Origin of the sequence: Lentzea nigeriaca (genome assembly GCF_016907955.1) — a bacterium.
Classification (GTDB): domain Bacteria; phylum Actinomycetota; class Actinomycetes; order Mycobacteriales; family Pseudonocardiaceae; genus Lentzea; species Lentzea nigeriaca.
Map to the genome: position 1 here is coordinate 25,584 of NZ_JAFBCX010000026.1, position 24,333 is coordinate 49,916.

25 protein-coding genes and 1 pseudogene are annotated in these 24,333 nt (G+C 69.5%); 10 read left to right on the plus strand and 16 right to left on the minus strand.

Annotation, left to right across the window (positions count from 1 at the left end; translation table 11 throughout):
* The first annotated feature begins 80 nt into the window (after positions 1–80).
* Genes JOD27_RS42195 through JOD27_RS42205 form a run of 3 tightly spaced genes read left to right on the plus strand, consistent with a single transcriptional unit; the run spans position 81 to position 3,015 of the window.
* Entirely contained in the window at positions 81–620 is a 540-nt protein-coding gene (locus tag JOD27_RS42195; protein WP_204768009.1) for a hemerythrin domain-containing protein, read from the plus strand.
* The gene (locus tag JOD27_RS42200; protein WP_204768010.1) at positions 617–1,480 is read left to right on the plus strand and encodes an NAD-dependent epimerase/dehydratase family protein; all 864 of its coding nucleotides are present in this window, start codon (positions 617–619) and stop codon (positions 1,478–1,480) included. Before JOD27_RS42195 ends, JOD27_RS42200 begins: the two co-directional genes overlap by 4 nt.
* The gene (locus tag JOD27_RS42205) at positions 1,477–3,015 is read left to right on the plus strand and encodes a phytoene desaturase family protein (protein WP_204768011.1); all 1,539 of its coding nucleotides are present in this window, start codon (positions 1,477–1,479) and stop codon (positions 3,013–3,015) included. Before JOD27_RS42200 ends, JOD27_RS42205 begins: the two co-directional genes overlap by 4 nt.
* On the opposite strand, the gene JOD27_RS42210 is transcribed toward JOD27_RS42205, so the two are convergent.
* The 8 genes and pseudogenes from JOD27_RS42210 to JOD27_RS42245 form a co-directional block, all read right to left on the minus strand.
* Positions 3,009–3,872 (minus strand): ABC transporter ATP-binding protein, encoded by an 864-nt coding sequence (locus JOD27_RS42210; protein WP_204768012.1) that lies wholly within the window; start codon positions 3,870–3,872, stop codon positions 3,009–3,011. The two genes, JOD27_RS42205 and JOD27_RS42210, sit on opposite strands and share 7 nt — an antisense overlap.
* A 31-nt stretch (positions 3,873–3,903) precedes the next feature.
* Positions 3,904–4,281: a GntR family transcriptional regulator gene (locus tag JOD27_RS42215; protein ID WP_204768013.1), complete on the minus strand. Its 378-nt coding sequence runs from the start codon at positions 4,279–4,281 to the stop codon at positions 3,904–3,906.
* A 42-nt stretch (positions 4,282–4,323) separates the two neighbouring features.
* Positions 4,324–5,301 carry an ABC transporter permease gene (locus JOD27_RS42220; RefSeq protein ID WP_204768014.1) on the minus strand — a complete coding sequence of 326 codons (978 nt, stop codon included), beginning with the start codon at positions 5,299–5,301 and terminating at the stop codon, positions 4,324–4,326.
* Positions 5,302–5,531: 230 nt separating this feature from the next.
* Positions 5,532–6,038 (minus strand): annotated as a pseudogene (locus tag JOD27_RS42225) (ATP-binding cassette domain-containing protein); the annotation flags it as partial.
* Between the two features lie 48 nt (positions 6,039–6,086).
* Positions 6,087–6,524 (minus strand): SRPBCC family protein, encoded by a 438-nt coding sequence (locus JOD27_RS42230; RefSeq protein ID WP_204768016.1) that lies wholly within the window; start codon positions 6,522–6,524, stop codon positions 6,087–6,089.
* Between the two features lie 21 nt (positions 6,525–6,545).
* Positions 6,546–7,178 (minus strand): SNIPE associated domain-containing protein, encoded by a 633-nt coding sequence (locus tag JOD27_RS42235; RefSeq protein WP_204768017.1) that lies wholly within the window; start codon positions 7,176–7,178, stop codon positions 6,546–6,548.
* A gap of 75 nt (positions 7,179–7,253) precedes the next feature.
* Positions 7,254–8,012 carry an LLM class flavin-dependent oxidoreductase gene (locus tag JOD27_RS42240; RefSeq protein ID WP_204768018.1) on the minus strand — a complete coding sequence of 253 codons (759 nt, stop codon included), beginning with the start codon at positions 8,010–8,012 and terminating at the stop codon, positions 7,254–7,256.
* Between the two features lie 47 nt (positions 8,013–8,059).
* Positions 8,060–8,527 carry a hypothetical protein gene (locus JOD27_RS42245; protein ID WP_204768019.1) on the minus strand — a complete coding sequence of 156 codons (468 nt, stop codon included), beginning with the start codon at positions 8,525–8,527 and terminating at the stop codon, positions 8,060–8,062.
* A 138-nt stretch (positions 8,528–8,665) separates the two neighbouring features.
* Between JOD27_RS42245 and JOD27_RS42250 the strand changes: the two genes are divergently transcribed.
* Entirely contained in the window at positions 8,666–9,217 is a 552-nt protein-coding gene (locus JOD27_RS42250) for an NlpC/P60 family protein (RefSeq protein ID WP_204768020.1), read from the plus strand.
* Between the two features lies 1 nt (position 9,218).
* Here the strand turns inward: JOD27_RS42250 and JOD27_RS42255 are convergent, their stop codons facing one another.
* Together JOD27_RS42255 and mug are read right to left on the minus strand one after the other, a co-directional pair.
* Entirely contained in the window at positions 9,219–12,047 is a 2,829-nt protein-coding gene (locus tag JOD27_RS42255; RefSeq protein WP_307830636.1) for an AfsR/SARP family transcriptional regulator, read from the minus strand.
* 192 nt (positions 12,048–12,239) lie between these two features.
* Entirely contained in the window at positions 12,240–12,734 is a 495-nt protein-coding gene (gene mug / locus JOD27_RS42260) for a G/U mismatch-specific DNA glycosylase (protein WP_204768022.1), read from the minus strand.
* A gap of 23 nt (positions 12,735–12,757) precedes the next feature.
* Here mug and JOD27_RS42265 point away from each other — a divergent pair, with 23 nt between their 5' ends.
* Positions 12,758–13,291: an HAD domain-containing protein gene (locus JOD27_RS42265; protein WP_204768023.1), complete on the plus strand. Its 534-nt coding sequence runs from the start codon at positions 12,758–12,760 to the stop codon at positions 13,289–13,291.
* Positions 13,292–13,327: 36 nt separating this feature from the next.
* Here the strand turns inward: JOD27_RS42265 and JOD27_RS42270 are convergent, their stop codons facing one another.
* The 4 genes from JOD27_RS42270 to JOD27_RS42285 all read right to left on the minus strand — a co-directional run bounded on the left by JOD27_RS42270 (position 13,328) and on the right by JOD27_RS42285 (position 16,403).
* Positions 13,328–13,636, minus strand: a complete 309-nt coding sequence (locus JOD27_RS42270) for a sunset domain-containing protein (RefSeq protein WP_204768024.1) — start codon at positions 13,634–13,636, stop codon at positions 13,328–13,330.
* Positions 13,637–13,647: 11 nt separating this feature from the next.
* Complete coding sequence (locus tag JOD27_RS42275; RefSeq protein ID WP_204768025.1) at positions 13,648–14,106, minus strand: hypothetical protein; 459 nt, start codon at positions 14,104–14,106, stop codon at positions 13,648–13,650.
* A gap of 74 nt (positions 14,107–14,180) precedes the next feature.
* Positions 14,181–15,896: a bifunctional metallophosphatase/5'-nucleotidase gene (locus tag JOD27_RS42280; RefSeq protein WP_204768026.1), complete on the minus strand. Its 1,716-nt coding sequence runs from the start codon at positions 15,894–15,896 to the stop codon at positions 14,181–14,183.
* Positions 15,897–15,920: 24 nt separating this feature from the next.
* Positions 15,921–16,403, minus strand: coding sequence for a hypothetical protein (locus JOD27_RS42285; protein ID WP_204768027.1), 483 nt, complete (start codon positions 16,401–16,403; stop codon positions 15,921–15,923).
* A 109-nt stretch (positions 16,404–16,512) separates the two neighbouring features.
* Here JOD27_RS42285 and JOD27_RS42290 point away from each other — a divergent pair, with 109 nt between their 5' ends.
* Genes JOD27_RS42290 through JOD27_RS42310 form a run of 5 tightly spaced genes read left to right on the plus strand, consistent with a single transcriptional unit; the run spans position 16,513 to position 22,370 of the window.
* A complete protein-coding gene (locus JOD27_RS42290) occupies positions 16,513–17,238 on the plus strand; it encodes a response regulator transcription factor (RefSeq protein ID WP_275591951.1) in 726 nt (241 codons plus the stop codon).
* Positions 17,216–18,613: a sensor histidine kinase gene (locus JOD27_RS42295; protein WP_204768028.1), complete on the plus strand. Its 1,398-nt coding sequence runs from the start codon at positions 17,216–17,218 to the stop codon at positions 18,611–18,613. Before JOD27_RS42290 ends, JOD27_RS42295 begins: the two co-directional genes overlap by 23 nt.
* Positions 18,614–18,631: 18 nt before the next feature.
* Positions 18,632–20,347, plus strand: coding sequence for a glycosyltransferase family 39 protein (locus tag JOD27_RS42300; RefSeq protein ID WP_204768029.1), 1,716 nt, complete (start codon positions 18,632–18,634; stop codon positions 20,345–20,347).
* The gene (locus tag JOD27_RS47055) at positions 20,344–20,562 is read left to right on the plus strand and encodes a hypothetical protein (RefSeq protein ID WP_307830637.1); all 219 of its coding nucleotides are present in this window, start codon (positions 20,344–20,346) and stop codon (positions 20,560–20,562) included. Before JOD27_RS42300 ends, JOD27_RS47055 begins: the two co-directional genes overlap by 4 nt.
* A complete protein-coding gene (locus tag JOD27_RS42310) occupies positions 20,559–22,370 on the plus strand; it encodes an ArnT family glycosyltransferase (protein WP_204768030.1) in 1,812 nt (603 codons plus the stop codon). Before JOD27_RS47055 ends, JOD27_RS42310 begins: the two co-directional genes overlap by 4 nt.
* On the opposite strand, the gene JOD27_RS42315 is transcribed toward JOD27_RS42310, so the two are convergent.
* Positions 22,346–23,110 carry an SGNH/GDSL hydrolase family protein gene (locus JOD27_RS42315; RefSeq protein WP_307830638.1) on the minus strand — a complete coding sequence of 255 codons (765 nt, stop codon included), beginning with the start codon at positions 23,108–23,110 and terminating at the stop codon, positions 22,346–22,348. The genes JOD27_RS42310 and JOD27_RS42315 overlap by 25 nt on opposite strands.
* Before the next feature lie 53 nt (positions 23,111–23,163).
* The gene (locus JOD27_RS42320) at positions 23,164–24,174 is read right to left on the minus strand and encodes a hypothetical protein (RefSeq protein ID WP_307830639.1); all 1,011 of its coding nucleotides are present in this window, start codon (positions 24,172–24,174) and stop codon (positions 23,164–23,166) included.
* Between the last annotated feature and the right edge of the window lie 159 nt (positions 24,175–24,333).

Below are 24,333 nucleotides of genomic sequence, written 5' to 3' on the forward strand. Positions count from 1 at the left end.
ACTACCCGCTGTGCTAGTTCTTCGGCGCCGAACGAACCGAGATACGGCGTTGTCGATCACATTTCGGGTATCCGAACGGCATGGCTGATGACGTGATCACGCTGCTGCACCGCCAGCACGAGAACATCCGGACGCTGTTCGCCGAAGTCGAGGCCGCGAGCGGAGACGAACGCACAGACGCGTGGCATCGGCTCGTGCGACTGCTTTCGGTCCACGAGACCGCGGAGGAGGAGATCGTCCACCCGGCCATCGCGCGCGTGAACGGCGGTGAGCCCATCGTGGACGCACGGATCGCTGAGGAACGACGCGCCAAGGAACTCCTCAGCACGATGAACGACATGGGCCCCGACGCCGAGGGCTTCGACACGCTGCTCGTGCAGCTCCGCGACGACGTGCTCGCCCATGCGGACCACGAGGAACAGGCGGAGTTCCCGCTGCTGCGCAAGGTCCACGACCAGGAACGTCTCGAACGGATGGCGAAGGCCGTCGAAGCCGCCGAGGCCATCGCACCGACCCGCCCGCACCCCGGCGTCGAGGGACCTGTCGCGAACCTCGCGCTCGGCCCGATCGTGGCCGTGGTGGACAGGGCGCGGGACGCGATCCGCAAGATTCTCGGATGAGGGTCGTCGTCACCGGCGGCAGCGGCAACGTGGGCACCGCGCTACGGCGTCACCTCGACTTCGAAGACGTCGGTGTCGATGTGCGCACGTTGTCGTCGTTGCGCGACGCCATCCGCGGTGCCGACGTCGTGGTGCATCTGGCGTGGGCGATCAAACCGACGGATCGTGAGACCAACATCGACGGCAGCGAGCACGTGCTCGTTGCCTGCATCAAAGAAGAGGTGGAACATCTGATCTGCGCGTCGTCGGTCGCCGCCTACGCACCGGCGGCGCGCTACAGCCGCGTGGACGAGTCATGGCCCGTGACAGGCATCCCCGGCAGCACGTACAGCGCGCACAAGGTGCGGCTGGAGGAGATGATCAGGCGATATCCGTTGCCGTGCACGGTCATCAGACCGTGCGGCATCGGGCAGGCTTCAGCGGCTGAGCAGCTTCGACGTTGGTTGCTCAGCCGCTGGCTCTCCCCCAAGCTGTTGCCGTTGCTGCCGATTCCGTTGTGGAACGGCCTGCGTCTGCAGCTCGTGCACTCCGACGACGTGGCGCGCGCGATCGTCGAGATAGTGCGCCTCAAAGCGTTGGGGGCTTTCAACCTCGCCGCCGAACCGGTGCTGACGGCACCGATGATCGCCGAACGTGTCGGCGCCGGTCGCCTCTCGGTGCCGTTCCCGCTGGTGGAGAAGCTGGCGGGCGCAACGGCGAAGCTCGGGCTGCAGCCGCTGACGCCCGAGTGGGTCCGGATGGCCGATCAGGCACCGCTCGTGCGGACCACCCGAGCGCACGAAGATCTGAAATGGTGGCCGGAACACGACGCGCGTGATGTGCTGAGCGAAGTCGTCATGGCAATGGGGAGGCGTTCGTGAACGAGGTGGACGCGGTCGTCGTCGGCGCCGGCCCGAACGGCCTGGTCGCGGCGGCACTGCTGGCGGACGCGGGCTGGGACGTCCTCGTCCTGGAGCAGCGCGCCAAGCCCGGTGGCGCCGTTGCGTCGGCCGAGATCACCGCGCCGGGCTTCACGAACGACGTCTACAGCGCGTTCTACCCCCTCGGCCTCGGTTCGCCCGTCATCGGTGCGTTGAACCTCGACGTGCAGTGGCAGCACGCACCGGCCGTGCTCGCCCACGTGCTGCCCGACGACCGCGTGGCGCTCCTCTCTCGTGAGGTGGAGGCAACGGCGAAGTCCGTCGGTGCCTTCGCCGACGCGGACGCCGACCGCTGGCACGCCGAGTACACACGCTGGATGTCCGTGCGTGACGCCGTGCTGGACTCGCTGCTGCGTCCGTTCCCACCGGTGCGTGGCGGCCTGTCTCTCTTGAAGGCCGCTGGTGTGGGAGACGCGCTGCGCCTCGCGCGCATGCTGACGTTGCCCGTGCGCCGCCTCGGCGAGGAACTCTTCGAGGGTGATGGCGCGCGCGTGCTGCTGGCGGGCAACACGATGCACACGGACCTCGGCCCGGACCAGGCGGGCGGTGCGGGCTTCGGCTGGCTGCTGGCCATGCTCGCCCAGGACGTCGGCAACCCCGTGCCACGCGGCGGCGCGGGTGAGCTGACGGCGTCGTTGGTACGCCGTTTCGGCGGTCGCATCGAGACGAACGCGAAGGTGACCGGTGTGCTGCACGCGCGCGGTGTAGCCGTTGGCGTACGTCTGGCCGACGGAACTGTTGTGCGCGCACGCCGTGCCGTCCTGGCCGACATTCCCGCACCGTCGCTCTACCAGGACCTGATCGGCGTCGACGCGCTGCCCGCGAAGCTCGCCGAGGACCTGAGGAAGTTCCAGTGGGACGCCGACACGATCAAGGTCGACTGGGCGTTGTCGGGCCCGATCCCGTGGACGAACCCGGACGCCGCGCAGGCGGGCACCGTGCACCTCGGCGGCGACGTCAACGGACTGGCCACCACGGCCCACGAGCTGGCGTGCGGCAAGGTCCCGCGGACACCGTTCATGGTCATGGGTCAGATGACGACGACCGACCCGTCACGCTCCCCCGCCGGCACCGAAGCCGCCTGGGCATACACACACGTCCCGCTCGGCGGCAAGTGGACCGACGACCGCCTGAAGCGCCGCGCCGACCGCATGGAGCAGGTCATCGAGGAACGTGCGCCCGGCTTCCGCTCCCGCATCGTCAAGCGCTCCGTGCTGGGCCCCGAGCAGATCGGCACGGTCAACGGCGGCACGTCGGCGATCCACCAGCAGCTGATCTTCCGTCCGGTGCCGGGGCTCGGCCGCGCGGACACCCCGTTCGACCGCCTCTACCTGGCGGGCTCGTCGGCGTGGCCTGGTGGCGGCGTGCACGGCGCGGCGGGCGCGAACGCGGCAAGGGCCGCGCTGGCGCGGTGGGGTGCGGGGGGCGAGGTCTACCGGCTGCTGATGCGTGGCCTGCACAAGGCCGTCTACTGACGGGCGAGCTTGCGGGTCCGCGAGGCCCGCAGATAGGCCATCACCAGCGTCTCCAGATCAGGATGCGTGCTGTCCCAGCCGGAAGGCGCGGATCCTCCACGCACCAACGCCGTCGTCTGCCGCGGCGTGTGTGAGGAGTCGACCACCACGCCGTCTGTCTCCAGCTCGACCTCGGCGGGCCCGACGACGACCCGGTGATCGACCAGGATCCCGTCGATGTCGCCCACCACCTGCACGCGTCCCTCGTCGAGCAGCAGCAGGTGGTCGCACACGTCCCCGAGGTCGGTCAGCAGATGGGACGACAACAGCACCGTCGTCCCCCTCTCCGCGACGTCCGTCATGACGATCCGCAACGTCTCGTCGCGCGCCAACGGATCGAGGTCGGACAACGGCTCGTCGAGCAGCAACAGCTTCGGCAACCGGCCGAGTGCCAACGCGATCGCGACCTGCGTGCGCGCGCCGGCGGACAACGTGCGCACCTTCGCGTCCCTGTCCACACCCGCCAGCAGGTCGAGCACCTCGGAGGCGCGCGCGGCGGACCAGCGGTCGTTCAACGCCGCACCCGCCCGCATCACCTCGCGCACGGTGAACTGCTCGTACAACGGGCGTTTCTGGGTCAGCAGCGCCACGTCGGGATGCATCCGCCCGCGCACGGGAGTGCCTCGCACGCTCACCGAGCCACTCGTGGGCCGTGCAAGCCCAGCGATCAACGACAACAACGTGGATTTGCCCGCCCCGTTCGGCCCCACAAGCGCCGTGACGCTGCCCTCTGGCAAGGCGAAGCTGCAGTCGTCGAGCGCGCGCACGCGGCCGAAGTGCTTGGCCACGCTCGAAGCGTGCACCGGACTGGCGTTCATCAAGCCTCCACAATGGACATGAATGGGGACATCAGTAGTGCGCCCCGCGCACGTCCGTGTAGAGCGCGTCGACCTCGTCCACCGACAGCCCCTCGTCGACCGCGCGGCCCATCCACCGGTCCAGGTCCTGCCGCAACGGCGCGTCGGCGCGCGTGGCGTCCGTGGCGAGCGAAGCCGTGATGAACGTACCCATGCCCCTGCGGCCTTCGACGAGACCTTCGTGTTCGAGCTCGCGGTACGCCTTCAGCACGGTGTTGGGGTTGACCCTGGTGGCCTCCACCACTTCCCGTGCCGTCGGCAGCTTGTCGCCGGGGCCCAGCAGTCCCATCCGCATCGCCTGCTTCACCTGCGCGACGATCTGGAGGTAGGTGGACACCCCGGAGTGCCGATCGATGCGAAACTCGATCACGCCGCTCAGCATAGGTGCCCACCCCGTCCCCGACCGCCCCTGTCACGACTGCCTGCGCACCGCCCACACCAGACCGAGCACGAACACCGCCGCGAGCCCGGCGAAGATCGCCGCTTCCAGGAGGTGGATCGTGGTCGCCTGGTCCACCTGGAGGACGTCCCGGTACCGCTGCGCCAGGCCGTGCTGCTGCCAGCAGGCGGTCCGGTCCTCGACCGAGACCTCCACCCGCGTGCTGGGGACGCACGGCGCCTGTGCCGACCCCGGATCGGCCACCACGGCTCCCTTGGCGTCCAGGAAGCCCGTGTCCATCACCTGGCCATCCCCGACGCCGGCGTAGGGATCCGTCAGGTCGGGCGACAACTCCCGGACCGGCTCGCCGAACTCGTCCCGCCGCACCGCGACCGCGATCCGCGACGCGACGAAGACACCGAGCGTCAACGTGATCGCCACCAGCGTCCGCCTCGACAACGCGCCAACGAACACGCCCAGCGTGTACGCGAAGAGCGTGTACACGACCGGCGACACACCTTGAGCGTCGAAGGTGGTGAAGTAGAACGGTCCTCCCACCAACGGGCCGAGCTTGCCCGCCGCGTTCACCCAGCTGCGCACGAGGAGCTGCAGCGCCGCCACGAAGAGCAGCGCGGGCAACCCGGCGACGACGAACTTGGTCGCCATCCAGCGCGTCCGGCTGACGGACTGGGTGAACGCCAGCACGTGCGTGCCCTGTTCGAACTCACGCGCGAACAACGGCGCGCCGATGAAGACACCGACCAGAGCGGGCACCACGACCACCGCGATCTGCGCGATGTGGATCAGGTCGTACCAGCTCTTCTGGAACTCACGGGCCTCCTTGCCGCGGCAGACCGCCAGTTTCTGCTCCACGCAGTCAACGAGGTTGCCGGCCTTGAGGTCGGCGAGCATTCCCGCTCGCAGCAACAGGATGGCCGCCGCCGCCACGACCAGCCCGCCCGCGAGCGTGATGAACACCGGGCGCTGCTGACGCCACACGATCCACGTCATGCCGCCACCCCTTCCGACCGCATGTGGGCGAGCACGAGCTGGCTGAGCCGCATACCGGGAGCACCGTGCTGGTGCAGCAGCCGGCCGACGTCACCCGCGAGCCGCACCTGGCCCGAGGCCAGCAGCACCAGGTGGTCGCACACACCCTCCAGCTCGGCCAGCACGTGCGACGACAGCAGCACGGTGATGCCCTGGACTCGGCACTCGTGCAGGAGCGTCTGCAGCACGGTCTCACGCGCCAGGGGGTCGAGGTCGGCGAGCGGCTCGTCCAGCATCAGCAGCCGCGGCCGCTTGCCCAGTGCCAGCGCCAGCGCGACGCGCGTGCGCTGACCGCCCGACAGCGTCCCGACCTTCGCCGCGAACGGCACCTGCGCCCTCTCCACCAGCTGCTCGGCGTACGCCTGGTCCCAGCCGGGGTTGGCGGTGCGGCCGTACCGCAGCGTCTCGGTGACGGTGAACTGCGGGTACAGCGGCTTGGCCTGCGTCAGGAACGCCACCGCGGGGTGCATCCCGCGGCCGTTGGGCGCGTCGCCGAACACCGTGATCCGGCCCGCGGTCGGGCGGAGCAGTCCGGTGATCATGCCCATCAGCGTGCTCTTGCCGGCGCCGTTCGGCCCGACGAGGGCCACCACGCGCCCCGCGGGGATCTGCAGCGTGCAGTCCCGCAACGCCCAGCCCCGCGAGTACTTCTTCCCCAGGTTCTCCGCCACGACGGGCGGGTGCTCCCTAGATTCCATGGAAGCAACCGTAGCACCCTTTCACTAGTTACCTAGTGAAAGGGTTTTTCACGCTCGCCCGCGAGCGAGCGCGTCGAGGCGCCGCAGGGTTTCCCTGTTGCGTGGAATCAGCAGCATGTCCTGCACGAACGTCGGCAGGAACTTCGACGGCCCGCGGGCCACGTGCTCGCTCATCCGCACCTCGGTGAGCGCTCCCGACCGCGCTCGCAACGTGAACAAGATCCGCGCGGCGCCCGCGGGCCACAGCCGGGCGTCGAGCTCCAGCAGCCGGGACGGCTCACAGCGGACGACCTCGGTGACGTCCTCGACGGTCAGCGGCCACGGCCCCACGCTGTGGTGGATGCGCGTGCCGGGCTTGGGCCACCCGGTGTCGACGTCGCGGATGTGCGACGCGCCCACCACCCAGCCCGCGTAGGACCAGCCGTCGGCGAGAACCGCCCACACGGCGTCGATCGGAGCTTCTACGTCCAGGGAGACCTCAGCCACTCAGGTGAGGTACCCGTTGCGTCAGGAGGCAATCCGCCGAGTCCGGCGGCTCTCGGCCTTGCGCTGCAGGTGGTCGGCGGTGAGCTCCAGCTCGTAGGTGCGCAGGGCCTGGTAGCGCGGCGCGAGCCGGAGGGCGAACGTTCCGCTGAGCCGCTCGATCGCCGACGCCGCGCGATCGAGCCGCCTGCGGGCGGCGTCCAGACCTCCGGCTCGCAGCATGCGCAGGCAGTTCTCGGCCTCGCAGTTGTACGAGCGGAGCATCAGCGCCGACCAGTCCTCGACGAGCCTGCGCCCCGTGGCGTCCGACCCGTTGAAAGTGACCTGCGTGCCGCCCTCGATCGCGGCGCCGGTCTTGATCAGCGTCTTCATCTCGTCGTGGATCAGGTCCAGCTGGGCCTGGTGGTCCGCGGCGGCGGTGCCGGTGCGGAACACGCCGGCGCGCTGGAAGGTGAGCTCCTCCTTCAACGGCTGGAGCTCGGCGCGCGCGTTCTTGACCCGGTGCCGCAACGCCACGAGCTCGGCACCGGCGCGGTCGACCTCCTCCAGCGCGCTGGTTTGCGCTGTTCGGGCGTCACCGATTCGAGCGAGATGCTCTTGCAGGCCTTCCACTGTCCGCTCCAGCTCAGCGATCCGGCGGTTCTTGCGCCCGAGCATGTCTACCTCCCCGAACGGCGACGAAAGGCTCACGACCGTTCCATCGCAAGGAGGAATCCACCGTTATCTCCCGCGCTATGCACTCACACCATCGAGTGAACCCACGAAGCGAACGAATCCCTCCGGGTCCTCGCTCGTGGCGGACTGTTGCAAGATCACGCTGGTAGCGCCCGCTGCGGCCACCGACGCGACCAGGTCCGTGACGTACGCGCGGTCCCGCGAGTCGGTCTCCACGTAGACGATCACCGGGTGCTCGCGGGAAGCCCGGATGGCCCGAACCCGGTCGAGATCGGCCGACGCGTCGAGGATCGTGCCGTCGCCGACCTCGCCCGCGAGATCCAGGGTCTTCATCCCGAGCCCGCCCACGTAGATCGGCATGGGTGCGGGAGGCGGCCAGTCCAGTGCGACGCCGGCCAGCTTGACGTACCGGCCGGACGTCGTGACGCGCTCGCCGGCCAGGAGCGCCTTCAACGCGGTCGTGTACTCGCGCAGCAGGGTCAGCGGCGACGAGGCCCGCGCGCCGACCTGGCCCATCCAGTCCTGCACGCCGTGGCCGACGCCGATCGTGACGCGTCCTGGGAACAGCCGGTCGAGCGTCGCGGCCTCCATCGCGGTCAGCGCGACGTTGCGCAACGGCACCGGCAGCAGGCCGACGCCGACCTTCAGCCGGGAGGTCCAGGCGAGCGCGGCGGACGCGGCCGCGATGCCGCTTTCCAGGAAGCAGTCCTCCCACAGCCACAACGAGTCCACACCGGACTCCTCGGCCGCGAGGACGACCGAACGCAGGTTCTCTGGCGGGAGCTGGGGCCGGTAGACAGCGCCGAGTGTGGTCACCCGACAACTACTACCGGCCCGCGGCTCACCTCAGCAACCGAGTTGGATCAGCCGGCGCTGTGGTACGTGATGTCCCAGTGGTTCGACTCGAGGTAGTAGATATTGCCCGCGTTCGACTTCCACTTGTTGCCGCCGATGGACGTGAACTTGCTCTTGATGTAGTTGGTCACGCAGCTGGACAGCGAGATGTCCACCTTGTACCCGTTCCAGTGCGAGTAGGTACCCGACGCGTGACCGGTCTCGGTGCCACCGGTGATGTTCACCGCGCAGCCGGACGCGCGCTTGAACGTCTTGATGCCCGCGATGGTCGTCTGGTTGATCTGCTCGAACGAGGTGCAGTTCGAGCGGTTGCGGTCGCTGCAGCCGCCGCTGGAGGACCACGTGATGCCGGCGTCGCGCAACTGTGCGGCCGCCTGCGCGTGGGTGTACTTGGCCGGCGCCGCCGACGCGACCGACGCCCCCAGCAGCAGAGCGGCGAACATCGCGATCACGGCTGCGATCATGCGAACGAACATGCTCTCTCTCCTTATGCCCAAAGGTGCGGCGAAGTTAGGAAGGAGCGGTAAAGAGACGCCTAAACCGGCCTTAGGCCGATCTTTGGCGCCGTCGTGGACAGTCCCGGTCGTCACATCAAGTCGATCGGAGCAACAACGATGCGCATTCGCCACGCCGTCGCGGTGACCGCACTCTCGCTCGGACTGCTGTCCGGCATCTCCGGCATCGCCCACGCGATGCCCGAGGGCCCCGCCGAGCAGGAGACGCCCATCTCGCAGGAGCAGGCCGCCGCCGGGTACGGCGGCACCATCAAGCGGTCCGAGGTCATCAGCCGGGCCAAGGACTGGTGGAACCGCAGGGTTCCGTACTCGCAGAGCGCCTACGCGTGGGACGTCAACCACGGCAAGAAGTACCGCCAGGACTGCTCCGGCTTCGTCTCGATGGCCTGGAAGCTCACCTCGAGCCGCACCACGTCCACTTTGGACGAGGTCGCCACGCGGATCTCGTGGGGGAGCCTCGAGCCGGGCGACATGATCCTGCGCAACGGCCACGTGAAGCTGTTCGAGAAGTGGGCGAACTCGGCCCACACCTCCGTGTGGATCTACGAAGAGGGCAACACCCGCGACGACATGGACCACGAGACCATCTCGATCGAGGCGCTGAAGGACGGCGGCTACGCGCCGTGGGAGTACAAGAAGATCCGCGACTGAGTCAGCTGATCGCGAGGCTCCACTGAGCGCGCCACTGGTGCACCTCTCCGGCTTCACGGGTGCCCAGTCGCGCGAACAGCCCGGCAGCCTCATCCCAGCAGCGGTCCGCGCCTGACACGTCCCCCCGACAGGCGTGGACCGCACCGAGGTCTCTGAGCGTTCGTGCCCGCCACAACGGCAGCCCCAGGTCGGACCACGACGCCAGAGCCTCGGTCAGCACGACCTGCGCGCCGTGGTGGTCGCCCGCCGCGAGCCGCAACTCCCCCGTGGTGCGGCGGACGAGCGCCTCGCCGAACCGGTCGCCGACGTCGCGGCAGCCGTCCATCGCGACAGCGAGCAGCTTCTCCGCCGGACCGAACGAACCCTTGCGGATCAGCACCTTCGCCCACGCCTGGGCGGTGTAGCAGCCGAGCAGCTCGTCGCCGGTGCCCGCGACCATCTCGTGGGCGCGCACGATGTGTTCCTCCGCCAGGTCCAGCTCGCCGCGGGCACGGTGCACGAGCCCGATTCCCCGCGCTGCCAGGGCTTCGCCTCTTCTGCTCCTCGCGGAGCGGTAGGTGGTCTCCGCCAGTGCGAGGGTGTTCAGCGCTTCCTCGTCGTCGCCGAGTTCCCGTTTGATGGAGCCGATTCCGTAGAGCGCGTGCCCGACTCCCTCGGAATCGTCGGACTCCAGCAGCTCGCGCGCACGGTCGAGCGCCTCCAACGCGCACGGGTACTCGCCGAGATCCCGGCAGACCATGCCGATGCCGTTCATCGCGACGGCCTCGCCGCGCTTGTCGCCCAGGTTCACGAACAACGTCTGCGCGGTGTCGAACCACGATCGTGCCTCGACCAGGTTGTCACGCTTGTAGTACATCTGGCCGAGGCTGCAGCGCAGCACCGCCTCCAGCCTGAGGTCCCCGGTCCTCCACACGGCCTCCAGCGCCGCCGTGTGTGTTCGTTCCCAGGCCTCGTACCGGTTCCTGAGCCCGAACCAGGCGAACACCAGCACCTCGGCGAGCTGCGACGCGATCTCGGCGAGCCCGAGCTCGGCCGCGCGTTCGACGAGTTTGGTGAGCAGGCTTTCCTCGCGCGCGAACCACGCGTCCTTGTCGGCGGGGCGCGCCGCGGTGGTGACGATGCCGAGGGAGTCCTGCATGCGCGGCACGGCGAGGAAAAGCTGCTCGGTCAATCCGTCCACGGTGGACAGAGCGGCGACCACGGCCCTCTTGACCAGGTCCTCGCGTTGTGTTGGCGGGTCTTCCGCTTCGGCGAGCTCGCGGGCGTGCAGTCGCACCAGCTCGTGCATCCGGTAGCGAGCACTGCCGATGACGTCGAGCAGCCGCGCGTCGACGAGCTGGTCGAGCACGTCCTCGTCGAGCAGGTGCACCCACAGGAAGCTCGGCACCTCGGGCAGCCCGAGGAACCCGAAGATCCGGTAGGCGGCGCGGACGTCCTCGTCGAGCGCGCGATACGTGAGCTCCAGGCTCGACCGCACCGCCAGGTCGTCCGCGACGAGCTCGTCCAGCCTGCTGCGTTCGTCAGAGAGCCTTCTGACCAGTTTGGACACCGGCCAGTGCGCGCGCCCGGCCAGCCGAGCGCCGGTGATCCGCACGGCGAGCGGCAGATACCCGCACAGCCGCGCCACTTCCTTCGCCTGCTCGGGCTCGGCGGCCACCCGCTCGTCGCCGAGGATGCGTTGCAGCAGCGTGACGGCCTCGTCGCTGCTCAGCACGTCCAGCGGAATCCGGCGCACGCCTTCCAGCCCGCACAACCGGCTGCGACTCGTGATCAGCGTCAGACAGCCGGGACTCCCCGGCAGCAACGGCCGGACCTGCGACACACTCGTGACGCCGTCCAGCACGATCACCACGCGCCGCCCGCCGACCGTGGCCCGCCACAGCGCGGCGCGTTCCTCCGGGGACTCCGGAATCCGCTCACTCGGCACGTCCATCGCGCGCAGCAACGAGTCCAGCGCCCCCGACGGCGAGTGCAGGTCGACGAACAGCTGCCCGTCGGGATACCGGTCCGCGAGCCGATGCGCCGCGTGCACCGCCAGCGCCGACTTGCCGACCCCCGCCGGCCCCTCGATCCACCACACGCCACCGTCGCTGTCGAGAAGCCTGCTCAGCTCCTTGTCACGCCCGGTGAAGTCGCCGGCATCGCGCGGCAGGTAGTTGCGGCGGCTGTCCCGAGCCCCTTCCAGCACGTCGCGGTAGAGCTGCTGCAGCTGCTCACCCGGCTCGACACCGAGTTCGTCGACGAGCACCTTGCGCGTCTCGCGGAACACCCGCATCGCGTCCGCCCGGCGCCCGGCCCTGGCGAGCGCGGTCATGAGCTGGCCGCGCAGCCGTTCCGCCAGCGGGTACTCGGAGACGAAGATCCCGAGCGGGTCGATGAGCTCGGCGTGCCGTCCCAGCGCGAGCTCGGCGTCGACCCACGCCTCGGCGGCCGCGAGCCGTTGCACGTCCAGCGTCTGCGCGAACACCACCGGCGTCCCGCGCCACAGCTTCAACGCCCTGCCCAGCGTCTCGGCCTTGGCCTTGAGGTCGGGGTCGTCGTTCGCGTCCGCGACCAGCCTGCGGAACAGGTGCAGATCCACGGTCTCGGGCTCGGCGCTGAGCACGTACCCGGCCGCCCGGTGCTCGACCGGCAACCCGGTCCGGCGCAGGCTGCTGATGTGCACCTGCAGCGACTTGCGGGCCTGCGGCGGCGGCTCCTCACCCCAGATGAGATCGATGAGCCGCTCGACGGGCACGATCTTCCCGCACTCGACCGCCAAGACCGCTAGGATCTGCGCGGGCTTCGGCGGCACTGACGGCTCGACCGGCCCCAGAATCCTGACCTCCACTGCGCCCCCACCAGCGTTGAAGATTCACCGTGTTTTGCGCGGCATTGCAAAATGTTGACGCACCCCTGCGTACGTGGTTCCACTTTCGGGTGAAGGCCACTCGAATGGACGCAGAGCTGGATGCAACCAGACCGGAGTTCACTCCGTCCAGCCCACTTTCAGTGGGCATCAATGTGAACCTTTGTTCCAGTTTCACAAGCTCGCTTTGAGCCTGCCGAACTCCTCCGCGAGCGCCGGCAACTGCCAGTGGGCGTTCAACCCGCTCGGATTGGGCAGCAACCACACCCTGGCCCCGCCCACGGTGTCTGCCTGCGGCCCGACCTGTGCTTTCTTGCGTCCAAACGCCGCCCGGTACACCGTCACCCCGAGCACCGCGAGAACCTTCGGCGAATACCGTGCGACCTTTTCGGCGAGCGCGACCCCACCCGCTTTGAGTTCGTCAATTGTTAATTCGTCGGCTTTGGCGGAGGGCCGCGCGACGACGTTCGTGATGCCGAGCCCGAGCGGCAACAGCTCCAGCTGCTCGGCCGGCGCGAAGAGTTTTGGGGTGAAACCGGACAAATGCAGGGCCGGCCAGAACCGGTTTCCCGGCCGCGCGAAGTGGTGGCCGGTGGCCTCCGACACGAGGCCGGGGTTGATGCCGCAGAAGAGCACGTCGAGCCCTGGCTTGATCACGTCGGGAATCACGTGGCCAAGCCTACGGTGGTCCGGTGACCGGTCGCCCGATCCTCTTCCTCGACGTCGACGGCCCGCTCCTCCCGTTCGGTGACGGAGTCGCGGGCGAACCCGGCCTCGCCAGGCTCGACCCGCTGCACGGCCCGTGGCTCGCCGCCCTGCCGTGCGACCTCGTCTGGGCGACGACGTGGATGGAGGACGCGAACGAGCACCTCTCCCCCGTCCTCGGCCTGCCTCGGCTCCCGGTCGCGACCTGGCCGGACGACCACGAGACCGAGGGCGCAGACGCACGCCGAGGCCTGCACTGGAAAACCCGCGGCCTCGTCGCGCTCGCCGGAGACCGGCCGTTCGCGTGGGTCGACGACGAGATCACCGCCCAGGACCGGGCCTGGGTCGCCGGGCACCACCCCCACGCCCTGCTGCACCGGGTGAACCCGCGCCACGGCCTCACCGACGCCGACTACCTCGCCCTGGACACGTGGCTCCGCGAGATCCAGTGCCGCAACAGTCAGCCGTTGCCCCGCGGTCGGCGGTCAAGCGGCCGCATCGGTGACACGAGCAACCGATGAACGGCGCAGACGCGGCGATGGTTGGCTGCCGCGGCACTAAGACGCCGCAGGCACTCGCGGGCGAGGCGTCCACCTGGTGTAGCCGGCGCGGCGCGCGTCCTCCGGCGAATTGAAGAACGCGTCCCCCTTCATCCGCTTGTAGTACGGCGACTCCGGGGTGTGGAACATCATCGTCCGCGAGTTCGCCTTGATCGCGGGCGGCAGCGCGACCCGCTCCTCCATGATCGACAGAGGCGCGTCGGGCACGGGAACGGAGCGCGTGCGCATGGTCAGCCACGTCAGCAGCACGCCCGCGAGGAACGCGCCCGCGCACAGCAGGAACATCTGGATGAAGAAGCCGAACAACGAACGCTCCTCTAGCCCGTGGTCGTGAAGTCCTCGTCGACGCGCAGGCCCCCGGCCGCCCGGCGCAGGGCGTCACTCAACCGCCCCGCGCGCTCCGGGTCCGCGACGCGCGCCGACGCGGTCAGATGTCCTTTGTGGACCACGCCGGTGAAGTCGGCGACGTCCTGGTCCAGCACCGCCCCCAGCAGCGCCGCGGCGACGGACGGGGTGACGGGCATGCGCTCGCCCGCGTTGGGGGTGATCACGTCGGTGATGCGGTGGGAGGCGGTCAGCTCGCGCACGGCGTCGACGACCTCCTGTCGTTCGGAGATCGAGCTCGCGGTTCCTGCCAGCATGATCTCGGCCTCGCGCACGGCGAACACCAGGTGGCCCGGCTCGATCCCGGCCGCGGGCCGGAACGCGGTGCCTACCGAGGCGAGCAGCATCGGCACGACGAGGACGCCGACGAAAACGCGCTGCGGTAGGTGCACGCGCCTGACCTATCTCATTCGGCCGATTCCATGCCACCGCCTGGAGCAGAACGCCCAGGACAACACGCCGGAATTCACTCGTTCGTGGAGACCGTCACGGGCACTCCGGAGGCCACCAGCCGCCAGTCCGACCGGGTGAACGACGACGGGTCGAGCACGCCGGCGGCCTTGACCCAGTCGATCAGCAGCTGACGGATCTCCTGCTGCTGGTTGTGCAGCACGGGCGCGGACGCGATGTGCGGGAAGTCGCCGCCACCGGCCTGCCGGTAGTTGTTCACGGCCACCGCGAACTCGCACGAGTCGGACACCGGCTCACCCTCGTACGCCAACCCCACGATCCGCGATCCCACCGGCTGAGCGATGTCGATGTCATAGGTGAGCGGTGCGGACAGCCCGTAGGCGATGTCGAAGTTGTAGTCCGGCACGTCCGCGGACACCTCGTCGGCCGTGAAAGGGCCGGGACCGGAGACCTGCCGGAAGTACCGCGCCGACTCCTCCAGGAAGTCGCGCAGCTGAGCTCCGGTCATCCGCACGCCCAGCAACGTGTTGTCGAAGATGTAGAGCCCGGCAACGTCGCGAATCGACACTTCCCCGGCTGGAATCGCCGCCGCGCGGTTGAACGGCGCGCATAACGACACCACCGGCAGCGACGTGGACTTCGCGACCTCCAACGCCTGCACGTGGTTGATGAACCCCAACGCTGGTGTGTCCTCGAAACGCGACCGCGCTGCCGACATGGCCCCCAGACAGGTTCCGATGCGCGCGTTGACGTACGTGACGACCTTCTCGTGATCACGCCGCAGCAGCCGCACGATCCGCGGATCCTCTTCCACCGAAGCGGACGACAGCACGGACGACCGCGACCCCACCAGCTCCCAGCGGGTGTCGAACTGGAGGTCGAACTCCATCAGCGACAAACGCTTGCCCCAGAACAACGGTTCGGTCAGCAGCACCGGCCGCCCGGTCACCTTGTTCGTCACGAACCGCTGCGGGATCTCCACGTGCGCGTGCCCGACCAGCACCGCGTCGATGCCCGGCACCGTCTCGGCGACGAGCTCCGCGCAGTTCTCGGGGAACGGCACCTGATCGCCCAGCGACGACGACAGATCGGCCCCCGAGTGCGCGGCCACGATCACCAGATCCGACTTGGACCGCACCTCCGGCACCCAGTGCAGTGCCTGCTCCACCAGACCGGGAAACGTCAGCACACCTTCGACGACAGCGCGGTCCCACACCGCGATCCCGGGGTTGGTGAGCCCGAGGATCCCGACGCGCAACGGCGGTCCGCCCGTCCGCCACACGGTCTTCACCACGTACGGCGTGAAGGCGGGCAGGCCGGTGGAGACGTCTACGGCATTGGCGCCGAGCAGCGGGAAGTCCAACTGCCGCTCGAACGTCCTGAGCACCTCGAGCCCGTAGTTGAACTCGTGGTTTCCCAACGCGGCCGCCGTGTACCCGATGGCGTTCATCGCTGCCGCCATCGGGTGCACGTGCGTGCGCGTGATCGGTTCGACCTTCGAGTAGTAGTAGGCGAGCGGTGTGCCCTGGATGGTGTCGCCCGCGTCGAGCAGCAACGTCCGATGCCGTCCCACGGCGTCTCGTACTCCGGAGACCAGCGTGGAGATCTTCGCGAGGCCGACGTCGTTGTGCGCGTAGTCGTCGAACTCGCGATCCAGGTAGTAGTCCCAGTTGAAGAGATTGCCGTGCAGGTCGGTGGAGCCCATCACCGTCAGCGTGAACGTGCGCAGACCGCTCACCTCCGGTTGTGGTCGGGCCTTGAAACCGACCATAACCACTCACACTTGACCCGGTAACTACCTGGTCGGAGGCGCCTGTTGCCCCTGCTGGCCGCGCTGACCAGGCTCTACGACGCTGGAAGCGACGATCTTGCCGTCCTCTGTGGTGGCGATCACCGTCACCGTGTCGCCCTTCTCGACACCTTCGGCCACAGTGTCGGCGTCGATCACGTACGTCTTGGTGTAGCCGTCGGTCGACTTCACCTCGATCGAGGTGTCGCTGATCGACGTGACCTCACCTGTCTGGAACTCGCCGTGCGCGGCCGAGCCGGAGCCGAGCCCGAAACCGGGACCACGCATGCCGTTGGGAGGTCCGCCCATGCCGCCTGGGCCGCCCATGGCACCGGTCTGCTGGCTGGTGCCGCCGGCCGCGTAGATCGCGACGCCACCGGCCGCGGCGATGCCCACGGCGATGGCCACGGCCGCCACTGTCTTCTTCGCGGTCCACCGCTGGGACACCGGCTGGGGTGCGCCCCACTCCGGGGGCTGTTGTTCGGTCATGGCAGCCACCGTGGCGCCGTTGTCTGTGCCGAACCTGTGCCTGGAATAGGCCTGAGCTGTGCGCCTGCCTCACAGCTGGTACACAGGATCGGCGTTCACGATGGGAGCCATGCGCGCGATGAAGACCGAACTCCGCAGGCCGGACGGGCAACCAGTGCGGGTGCTCGTGGTGGACGACGAGTCCACTCTGGCGGAGCTGATGTCGATGGCGCTGCGGATGGAGAAGTGGGACGTCCGCACGGCTCTCGACGGTCAGACGGCGGTACGGACCGCGCGCGAGTTCCGGCCGGACGTCGTGGTGCTCGACGTGATGCTGCCCGACTTCAACGGGTTCGAGGTGCTGCGCCGGATGCGAGCGGACTTCCCCGCGCTGCCCGTGCTGTTCCTGACCGCGAAGGACGCCGTGGAGGACCGCATCGCCGGGCTCACCGCGGGCGGCGACGACTACGTCACCAAACCGTTCTCGCTGGAGGAGGTCGTGCTGCGGCTGCGCGCGCTGCTGCGCCGCACCGGCGTGACCGACGCGGACGCGGGCGCCCGGCTCACCGTCGGCGACCTGTCGCTGAACGAGGAGACGCGCGAGGTGTCCCGCGGCGGCGACTCGATCGACCTGACGGCGACGGAGTTCGAACTGCTGCGCTACCTCATGAGCAACCCGCGCCGGGTGCTGAGCAAGGCGCAGATCCTCGACCGCGTGTGGAGCTACGACTTCGGGGGCCAGGCGAACATCGTCGAGCTCTACATCTCCTACCTGCGCAAGAAGATCGACGCCGGACGCGCTCCCATGATCCACACAATGCGAGGCGCGGGCTATGTCCTCAAACCTGCGACCTAGGACCCTTCGCGCCAAGCTGGTCATCGGCCAGATCATCCTCGCCGTCGCGTTGTGCGTCGTCGTCGGAGGTGTGGCGGTGCTGGCGCTGCGCGAGTTCCTCGTGAACGATCTCGACCGTCAGGTCTCGCTGCAGTTCAAGCCGTCCCCTCCCGGCCGGTTCGGGCCGCCGCCCATCGGCATCGACGCGGTGATCGGGCCTGGCGGGGCCATCACCGGCACGATCGAGCTTCCCGGCGGTGATCCCCGAGCGCTCACCGCCGAGGAGCGCGCGGCCCTCGCGAGGCTCCCCGCGGGTGCGCACACCGTCGACCTCGGCGACGTCGGCGAGTTCCGCGTGGCCACCCAGGGCCTGCGGATCAAGGGCCTGCCGATGACGCCGGTGCACGACGGCACCTGGCAGATGATCTGGGTGCTCGTGGCGCTGACCATCGCGGGTGCGGCGGGCGTGGCGCTGGTGGGCCGGGTCGTCGTCCGGCGCGCGCTCGTACCGCTCGACCGCGTCGCCGACACCGCGACCCGCGTCTCGGAACTGCCGTTGCACGAAGGAGAAGTCGCGCTCGCCGAACGCGTCCCGGACGAGAACACCGATCCGCACACCGAGGTCGGCAAGGTGGGCCTGGCGCTCAACAAGATGCTGGGACACATCGGTGACGCGTTGAAAGCCAGGCACGACAGCGAGATGCGCGTGCGTCAGTTCGTCGCGGACGCCTCGCACGAGCTCCGAACGCCGCTCGCCGCCATCCGCGGCTACGCCGAGCTGACCCGCCGCTCCGCCGAGGACGTGCCCCCGCAGATCGCGCACGCGATGGGCAGGGTCGAGTCCGAGGCGCTGCGGATGACCTCACTGGTCGAGGATCTGCTGCTGCTGGCCCGCCTCGACGCGGGCCGTCCGCTGGAGAGCGGGGACGTCGACCTGTCCCGGCTCGTGCTGGACGTGGTCGGCGACGCCAGGATCGCGGGCGGGGACCACAACTGGAAGCTCGAGCTGCCGCAGGAACCCGTGCTGGTCAAGGGTGACGTCCAACGGCTGCACCAGGTGCTCGGCAACCTGCTGTCCAACGCCCGCACGCACACGCCGCCGGGTACCACCGTCACCACCGGCCTGTCCGTCCACAACGGACACGTGGACCTGACGGTCACCGACGACGGACCGGGCATTCCAGAGGGTCTGGAGGTGTTCGAACGGTTCGCGCGCGGCGACTCGTCGCGGTCGCGCGCGGCGGGCAGCACCGGGCTGGGCCTGTCGATCGTGGCCGCCGTCGTCGGCGCGCACGACGGTGAGGTCTCGGTGCACAGCGTGCCCGGCCGCACGACGTTCACCGTCTCCCTGCACACAGGTCGTTCACAGGAAGAGCACACGACCGACCCAGGCTAGGCCGCGATTCTCGTCCGCATGAGACGAGAACGCCTGGCGCTGGCGGTCCTGCTGATCGCGACCGGCGCGCTGTACCTGTGGCGGCTGGGTGACTCGGGCTGGGCCAACGCCTACTACTCCGCCGCCGCCCAGGCCGGTGCGACGAGCTGGAAGGCGTGGTTCTTCGGCTCGTCGGACGCCTCGAACGCGATCACCATCGACAAGACGCCGGCCTCGGTGTGGGTGATGGGCCTGTCCGCCCGGCTGTTCGGCGTCAACGCCTGGAGCATCCTGGTGCCGCAGGCGTTGCTCGGCGTGGGCAGCGTGTGGCTGCTGTACGCGACGGTGCGCCGCTGGTTCTCCCCCGCCGCCGCGCTGATCTCCGGGGCCGTGCTCGCGCTGACCCCGGTCGCGGTCCTGATGTTCCGCTTCAACAACCCCGACGCGTTGCTGGTGTTCCTGCTGATCGCGGGCGCCTACTGCGTCACCCGCGCGGTGGAGAATGCGAGTCCGGCGTGGCTCGCGCTCGCCGGGGTGGCCGTCGGTTTCGGGTTCCTGACCAAGATGCTGCAGGCGTTCCTGGTGCTGCCCGCGTTCGCGCTGGTGTACCTGGTCGCCGCGCCGACGAGCATCGGCAGGCGCGTGCTGCACCTGGCTGGTGCGACCACGGCGATGATCGTCGCGGGCGGCTGGTGGATCGTGGCCGTCGAACTGACGCCGGACCGCCCGTACATCGGCGGCTCGCAGACGAACAGCGTGCTGGAGCTCGCGTTGGGCTACAACGGACTCGGCCGGATCACCGGTGACGAGGTCGGCAGCGTCGGCGGCGGCCGCGGCTGGGGCACGCCCGGCTGGAGCCGTCTGCTGAGCGCGGAGATGGCAAGTCAGATCGCGTGGCTGCTCCCGGCCGCGGTGGTGCTGCTGATCACCGGGCTGTGGCTCGCGCGGGGCCGCACCCGCACCGCACTCGCGTTGTGGGGTGGCTGGCTCGTCGTCACCGCCGCGGTGTTCAGCTTCATGAACGGGATCATCCACTCCTACTACACCGTGGCGCTGGCACCCGCGATCGCCGCGGTCATCGGCATCGCCACCACGGAACTCTGGGCACGCAGGCACGAACCCGTTGCGGCGGCGACGTTGTCCGGCGCGGTCGCGTTGAGCGCGCTGCAGTGCTACCTGCTGATCGAATGGTTCTCCACGGCGGTCGCGGTCATCGTGCTGATGGCGGGCCTGATCGCGGCGGTCGGGCTGGTGCTGTCGATGCGCTGGGCCATTCCCGTCGCGCTCGTCGCCGCACTGCTCGGGCCCACCACGTATTCCTTCGCCACCGTCACCGTCCCGCACACCGGTGCGTTGCCCGTGGCCGGCCCGGCGAACGGGCGGATGGGTGGCGGCGGACTTCTCGACGCCACCACGCCGGAGGCCGAAGTCGTATCTCTCTTGCAGGACAACGCAAGCAACTACCGCTGGGCCGCCGCGACGGTCGGCTCGAACAACGCGGCGGGACTGCAGCTCGCCAGTGGGCAGCCGGTGATGGCGCTCGGCGGGTTCAACGGCACGGATCCCGCGCCGACCCTGGAGCAGTTCCGGGAGATGGTCCGAAGTGGACAGATCCACTACTTCGTCGCGTCCGGCCGCGTGATGCGCGGCGAGACCGGCAGCGACGCCGCCCACCAGATCGCCGAGTGGGTGGCCGAGAACTACACCGCGACCACCGTCGCCGGGGCCACCCTCTACGCACTGGACGCGTCTTGACTGAGGCGATCCACGCGCGCGCCGCCCGCGAGCTGCTCGTGCTCGCCGAACGCGCGGGACTGCGCACCCACGAGGTCGCCGTCGACTGGATGGACGACCCGGACTCGAGCGTCGACCTCCTCGCCACCGCCCTGGCCTACCTGCGCGGCATCGCGCGGTTGCACCGCACACGGCCGGTTCTGCCGGTCACCGAACTCGGAAAGGTCCCGGCATGACCGCCACACTCGCCCCCACGCCCGTCGCCGCACGGCAGCCGCGGCACCGCCGAAGCGCGAAACCGTTGCACCACATCGCGTTCTTCGGCCTGCTCGTCGGCACGGCCGTGCTGTACCTGTGGAACCTGACCGCGACCGGCTACGGCAACGACTTCTACGCCGCGGCGACGCAGGCGGCGTCGCAGAGCTGGAAGGCGTTGCTGTTCGGCTCGCTCGATCCCGGCAACACGATCACCGTCGACAAGCCGCCCGCGTTCCTGTGGGTGAGCGGCCTGTTCGCCAAGGTGTTCGGCTTCTCCAGCTGGACCGTGCTCGCACCGCAGGCGCTGGAAGGCGTTGCGGCGGTGGCACTGCTGTACGCGACGGTGAAGCGCACGTCCGGCCCGACGGCGGCGTTGTTCGCCGGTGTGGCGTTCGCGCTGACCCCGGTCGCCACGCTGATGTTCCGGTTCAACCTGCCCGACGCGTTGCTGGTGCTGCTGATGGTCGCGGCCGCGTACTGCACGGTCCGCGCTCTGGAGAAGGCGAGCCCGTTCTGGCTGGCGCTCGCGGGCACGGCGATCGGTTTCGGGTTCCTCACCAAGATGATGCAGGCGTTCCTGGTGCTGCCCGCACTGGCGCTCGCCTACCTGATCGCGGCGCCGACGTCGTTGCCGCGCAGGCTTTTCCACCTGCTCGGCGCCGGTCTCGCGGTGATCGTCTCGGCCGGGTGGTTCATCGCGCTGGTCGAGCTGTGGCCCTCGGACAGCCGCCCGTACATCGGCGGGTCGACCAACGACTCGTTGTGGGAACTGGCGATCGGCTACAACGGACTCGGCCGCGTCTTCGGCAACTCCGGTCCCGGCGGCGGAGGCATGGGTGGCAACGGGAACATCGGTTTCGGCGGCGAGACCGGCGTCGGGCGGTTGTTCGGCGCCAGCATGGGCCCGGAGATCTCCTGGCTGCTGCCCGCCGCTTTGATCGGGCTCGGCGCCGGGCTGTGGTTCCTGCGGCGTGCCCCGAGGACTGATCGCACTCGTGCGGCGCTGGTGGTGTGGGGTGGCTGGACGCTCGTCACCGGTGCGGTGTTCAGCTTCATGAGCGGCATCACGCACCCCTACTACACGGTCGCGCTGGCGCCCTCGATCGCCGCGCTCGTCGGTATCGCCGGACGTGAGTTGTGGCGCGGCCGGGCGCACTTCCCGGCGCGGATGGCGTTGACGGCGATGGTCGCGGCTACCGGTGTCTGGGGCTTCATCCTGCTCGACCGCACGCCGGCGTGGATGCCTTGGCTGCGCTGGGTTCTGCTGGCCGTCACGGCGATCGCCGTGACGGCACTGGTGTTCGGCGTGAACGGGCGCAGGTGGCTCGTGGGTGTGCTGGCGGCGGTGGCGTTGCTCGGCACCTCCGGTTACGCGTTCGCGACGGCGGCGACCACGCACAGCGGCTCGATCCCGTTGTCCGGCCCGCGTTCGCAGCAGGCCGGTGGAATGAGGGAAGGCGTCTCGTCGAGTGAGGTCGTGCAGTTGCTGAAGGCCACGGACACCGAGTGGGCCGCCGCGACGGTCGGCGCCCAGGGCGCGGCGTCGTTGCAGCTGGCGTCGGGCCGGTCGGTGATCGCGATCGGCGGCTGGAACGGCAGTGATCCCGCGCCGACGCTGGACGAGTTCAAAGCCCTTGTCGCCGAAGGGAAGGTGCGGTACTTCGTCGCGGGCGGCCGGGGCGGGCCCGGCGGCGGCGACAGCGACATCGCCGAGTGGGTCGCGGCGAACTTCCAGTCCACCACCGTGGGCGGGCAGACGCTCTACGACCTGACCGCCGGAGCGTGACCGGCCGGACCTGGTGCCTCCGCTGGGATCGCGTCACTCCACAGCAGGGGCACCAGGTCCGCGCCTCGCCGCCAGAGCCACGGGATCCCCTTCACCAGCAACCACGCGACGTGGTGCCACACCGTGAGTTCTCGCCCGCCGGAGCATTCGAGGCTGACCTCGCCGACGGCATGACCCACCGCGCGCAACTCGGCGGCGAACGCCTGTGCCAGCATCCGGTGGCCGCGTTCGGACGGGTGCAGCCGGTCGACGGCCCACGTCTCCAGCTCGTACGCGCCGGGCAGCGTGTGGAGGTCGACGCAGCGGACGCCGTGCCGCGCGACCACGACGTCGATCACGCGGTTGTACTCGTCGATGCGGTCCTTCAGCACCCGCCGCAACCGTCCGGGCAGCTTGAACACGCGGCCCTGGTCGTGGAACCGCACCGTGACAACGGAAACACCGGCGTTCACCAGCTCGCGGCAGATGTGGTCGAGGTCCTCGTGCATCTGCCGCACCGAGAAGTCCGACCGGAGAGTGTCGTTGACGCCCGCGATGACGACGGCGGCGCTGGGCCGGTCGCGCAACGCCTGCGGCAGCTGGGTGAGCCGGACGTCGGCCAGCCGCGCACCGGAGACCGCGTAGTTGCGGTAGCCGTTGTCCTCGAACGCGGACGAGAGGATCGGCCCGAAGCCGCGCCAGCCGCCGGGAACGAGGTCGCCGATCCCGACCGCTGTCGAGTCACCGAGTAACACCAGCACGCGACCCAGCATCAGCGTGCCCGGTGATCTCGGAATGACCGTGCGGGAACGGCTCAGCGAAATGCAGGGTAAAGAGGGAGTTCGAGCACCTCGGCGCCGTAGTGGTCGACCAGTGCGCCCACCACCGCGTCGGCGTGCGCGGCGACCGTCTTCTCGCCCAGGATCAGCGCGTCGGACCGCAGCCTGACCCACCGGCCCGCGAGCACGACGCTGCGCGGTGGCGCGTTGTCGACGTTCGGCATCGGCTTGGACAGCGCCCGCCACGTCGCGAGCCACACCCACATCAGCTGGGCTTCGAGCAGGCGGGGTAAGAGGATCGCGTCGTCGTCCATCTCCGGCCACACCGACCCGACCTCGGCCCGCCACGCGGCGACCATGGCCTCGGACATGCCCGGCGGCAGCCCCCACCCGCACCAGCAGGACGGGAACGGCACGCGCAACGCGGCCGCGTCGAACACGATGTCGCGGACGCAGCCGCCCTCGAAGTCGACGAACCGGACACCTCGTGAGGTGACGAGGTGGTTGTCCGGACAGGACGTCGACGGGCTGAACGCACGGCGCCGCGAGGTGCTGAACGCCCGTGCGGCGTCGGCGGCGAACTCGATGGTCTGCGGGGACGTCTCCACACCCAGCGTGGACTCGAGCAGCGCCGGTAACCCCGCGATGGCCGCGTGCACGTCGACCGCGATCGGGTCCTGGCAGCACTGCGCGCCGGCCCGGCGCATCAACGCGTCGAAGTCCGCGTCACGCCCCGCCGTCGTGGCGTGCAGGCGCCCCATGGCGTGGGCCCACGACAGCAGGCCACGTTCGGCAGCGCGCGCGTCCTTCGAATGCAGCTTCTCGGACAACCGCGGCGCACGGCCGAGGTCTTCGAGCACGACCAGACGCGATGTCGCGTCGTGCGCGAACAGTTCCGGTGTGGCGCGCTCTTCCGCGGGAAGCGCCGTGAGGAGCTGGTGGCTGACCGCCTCGTGCACCCACGGATCGCGATCACCGCTGCCGGCCGGATACCGCTTCACGACCAGCGTGCGCGGCATCGAGAACGGCGAGGACGCGACTCTCACCCGGATGACGACGGAACGACCGGTACCCCCGAGAGCCTCGGGGTCCGCAAGGCGCACCTGTGCGCCCAATCGCCTGGTCAGTACCCGCTCGGCCGCGTCGACAGCTTCGGCTATCTCAGGTGAAGTCGTGTCGGGAGGGCCCGCGGTGATCTCCACGCT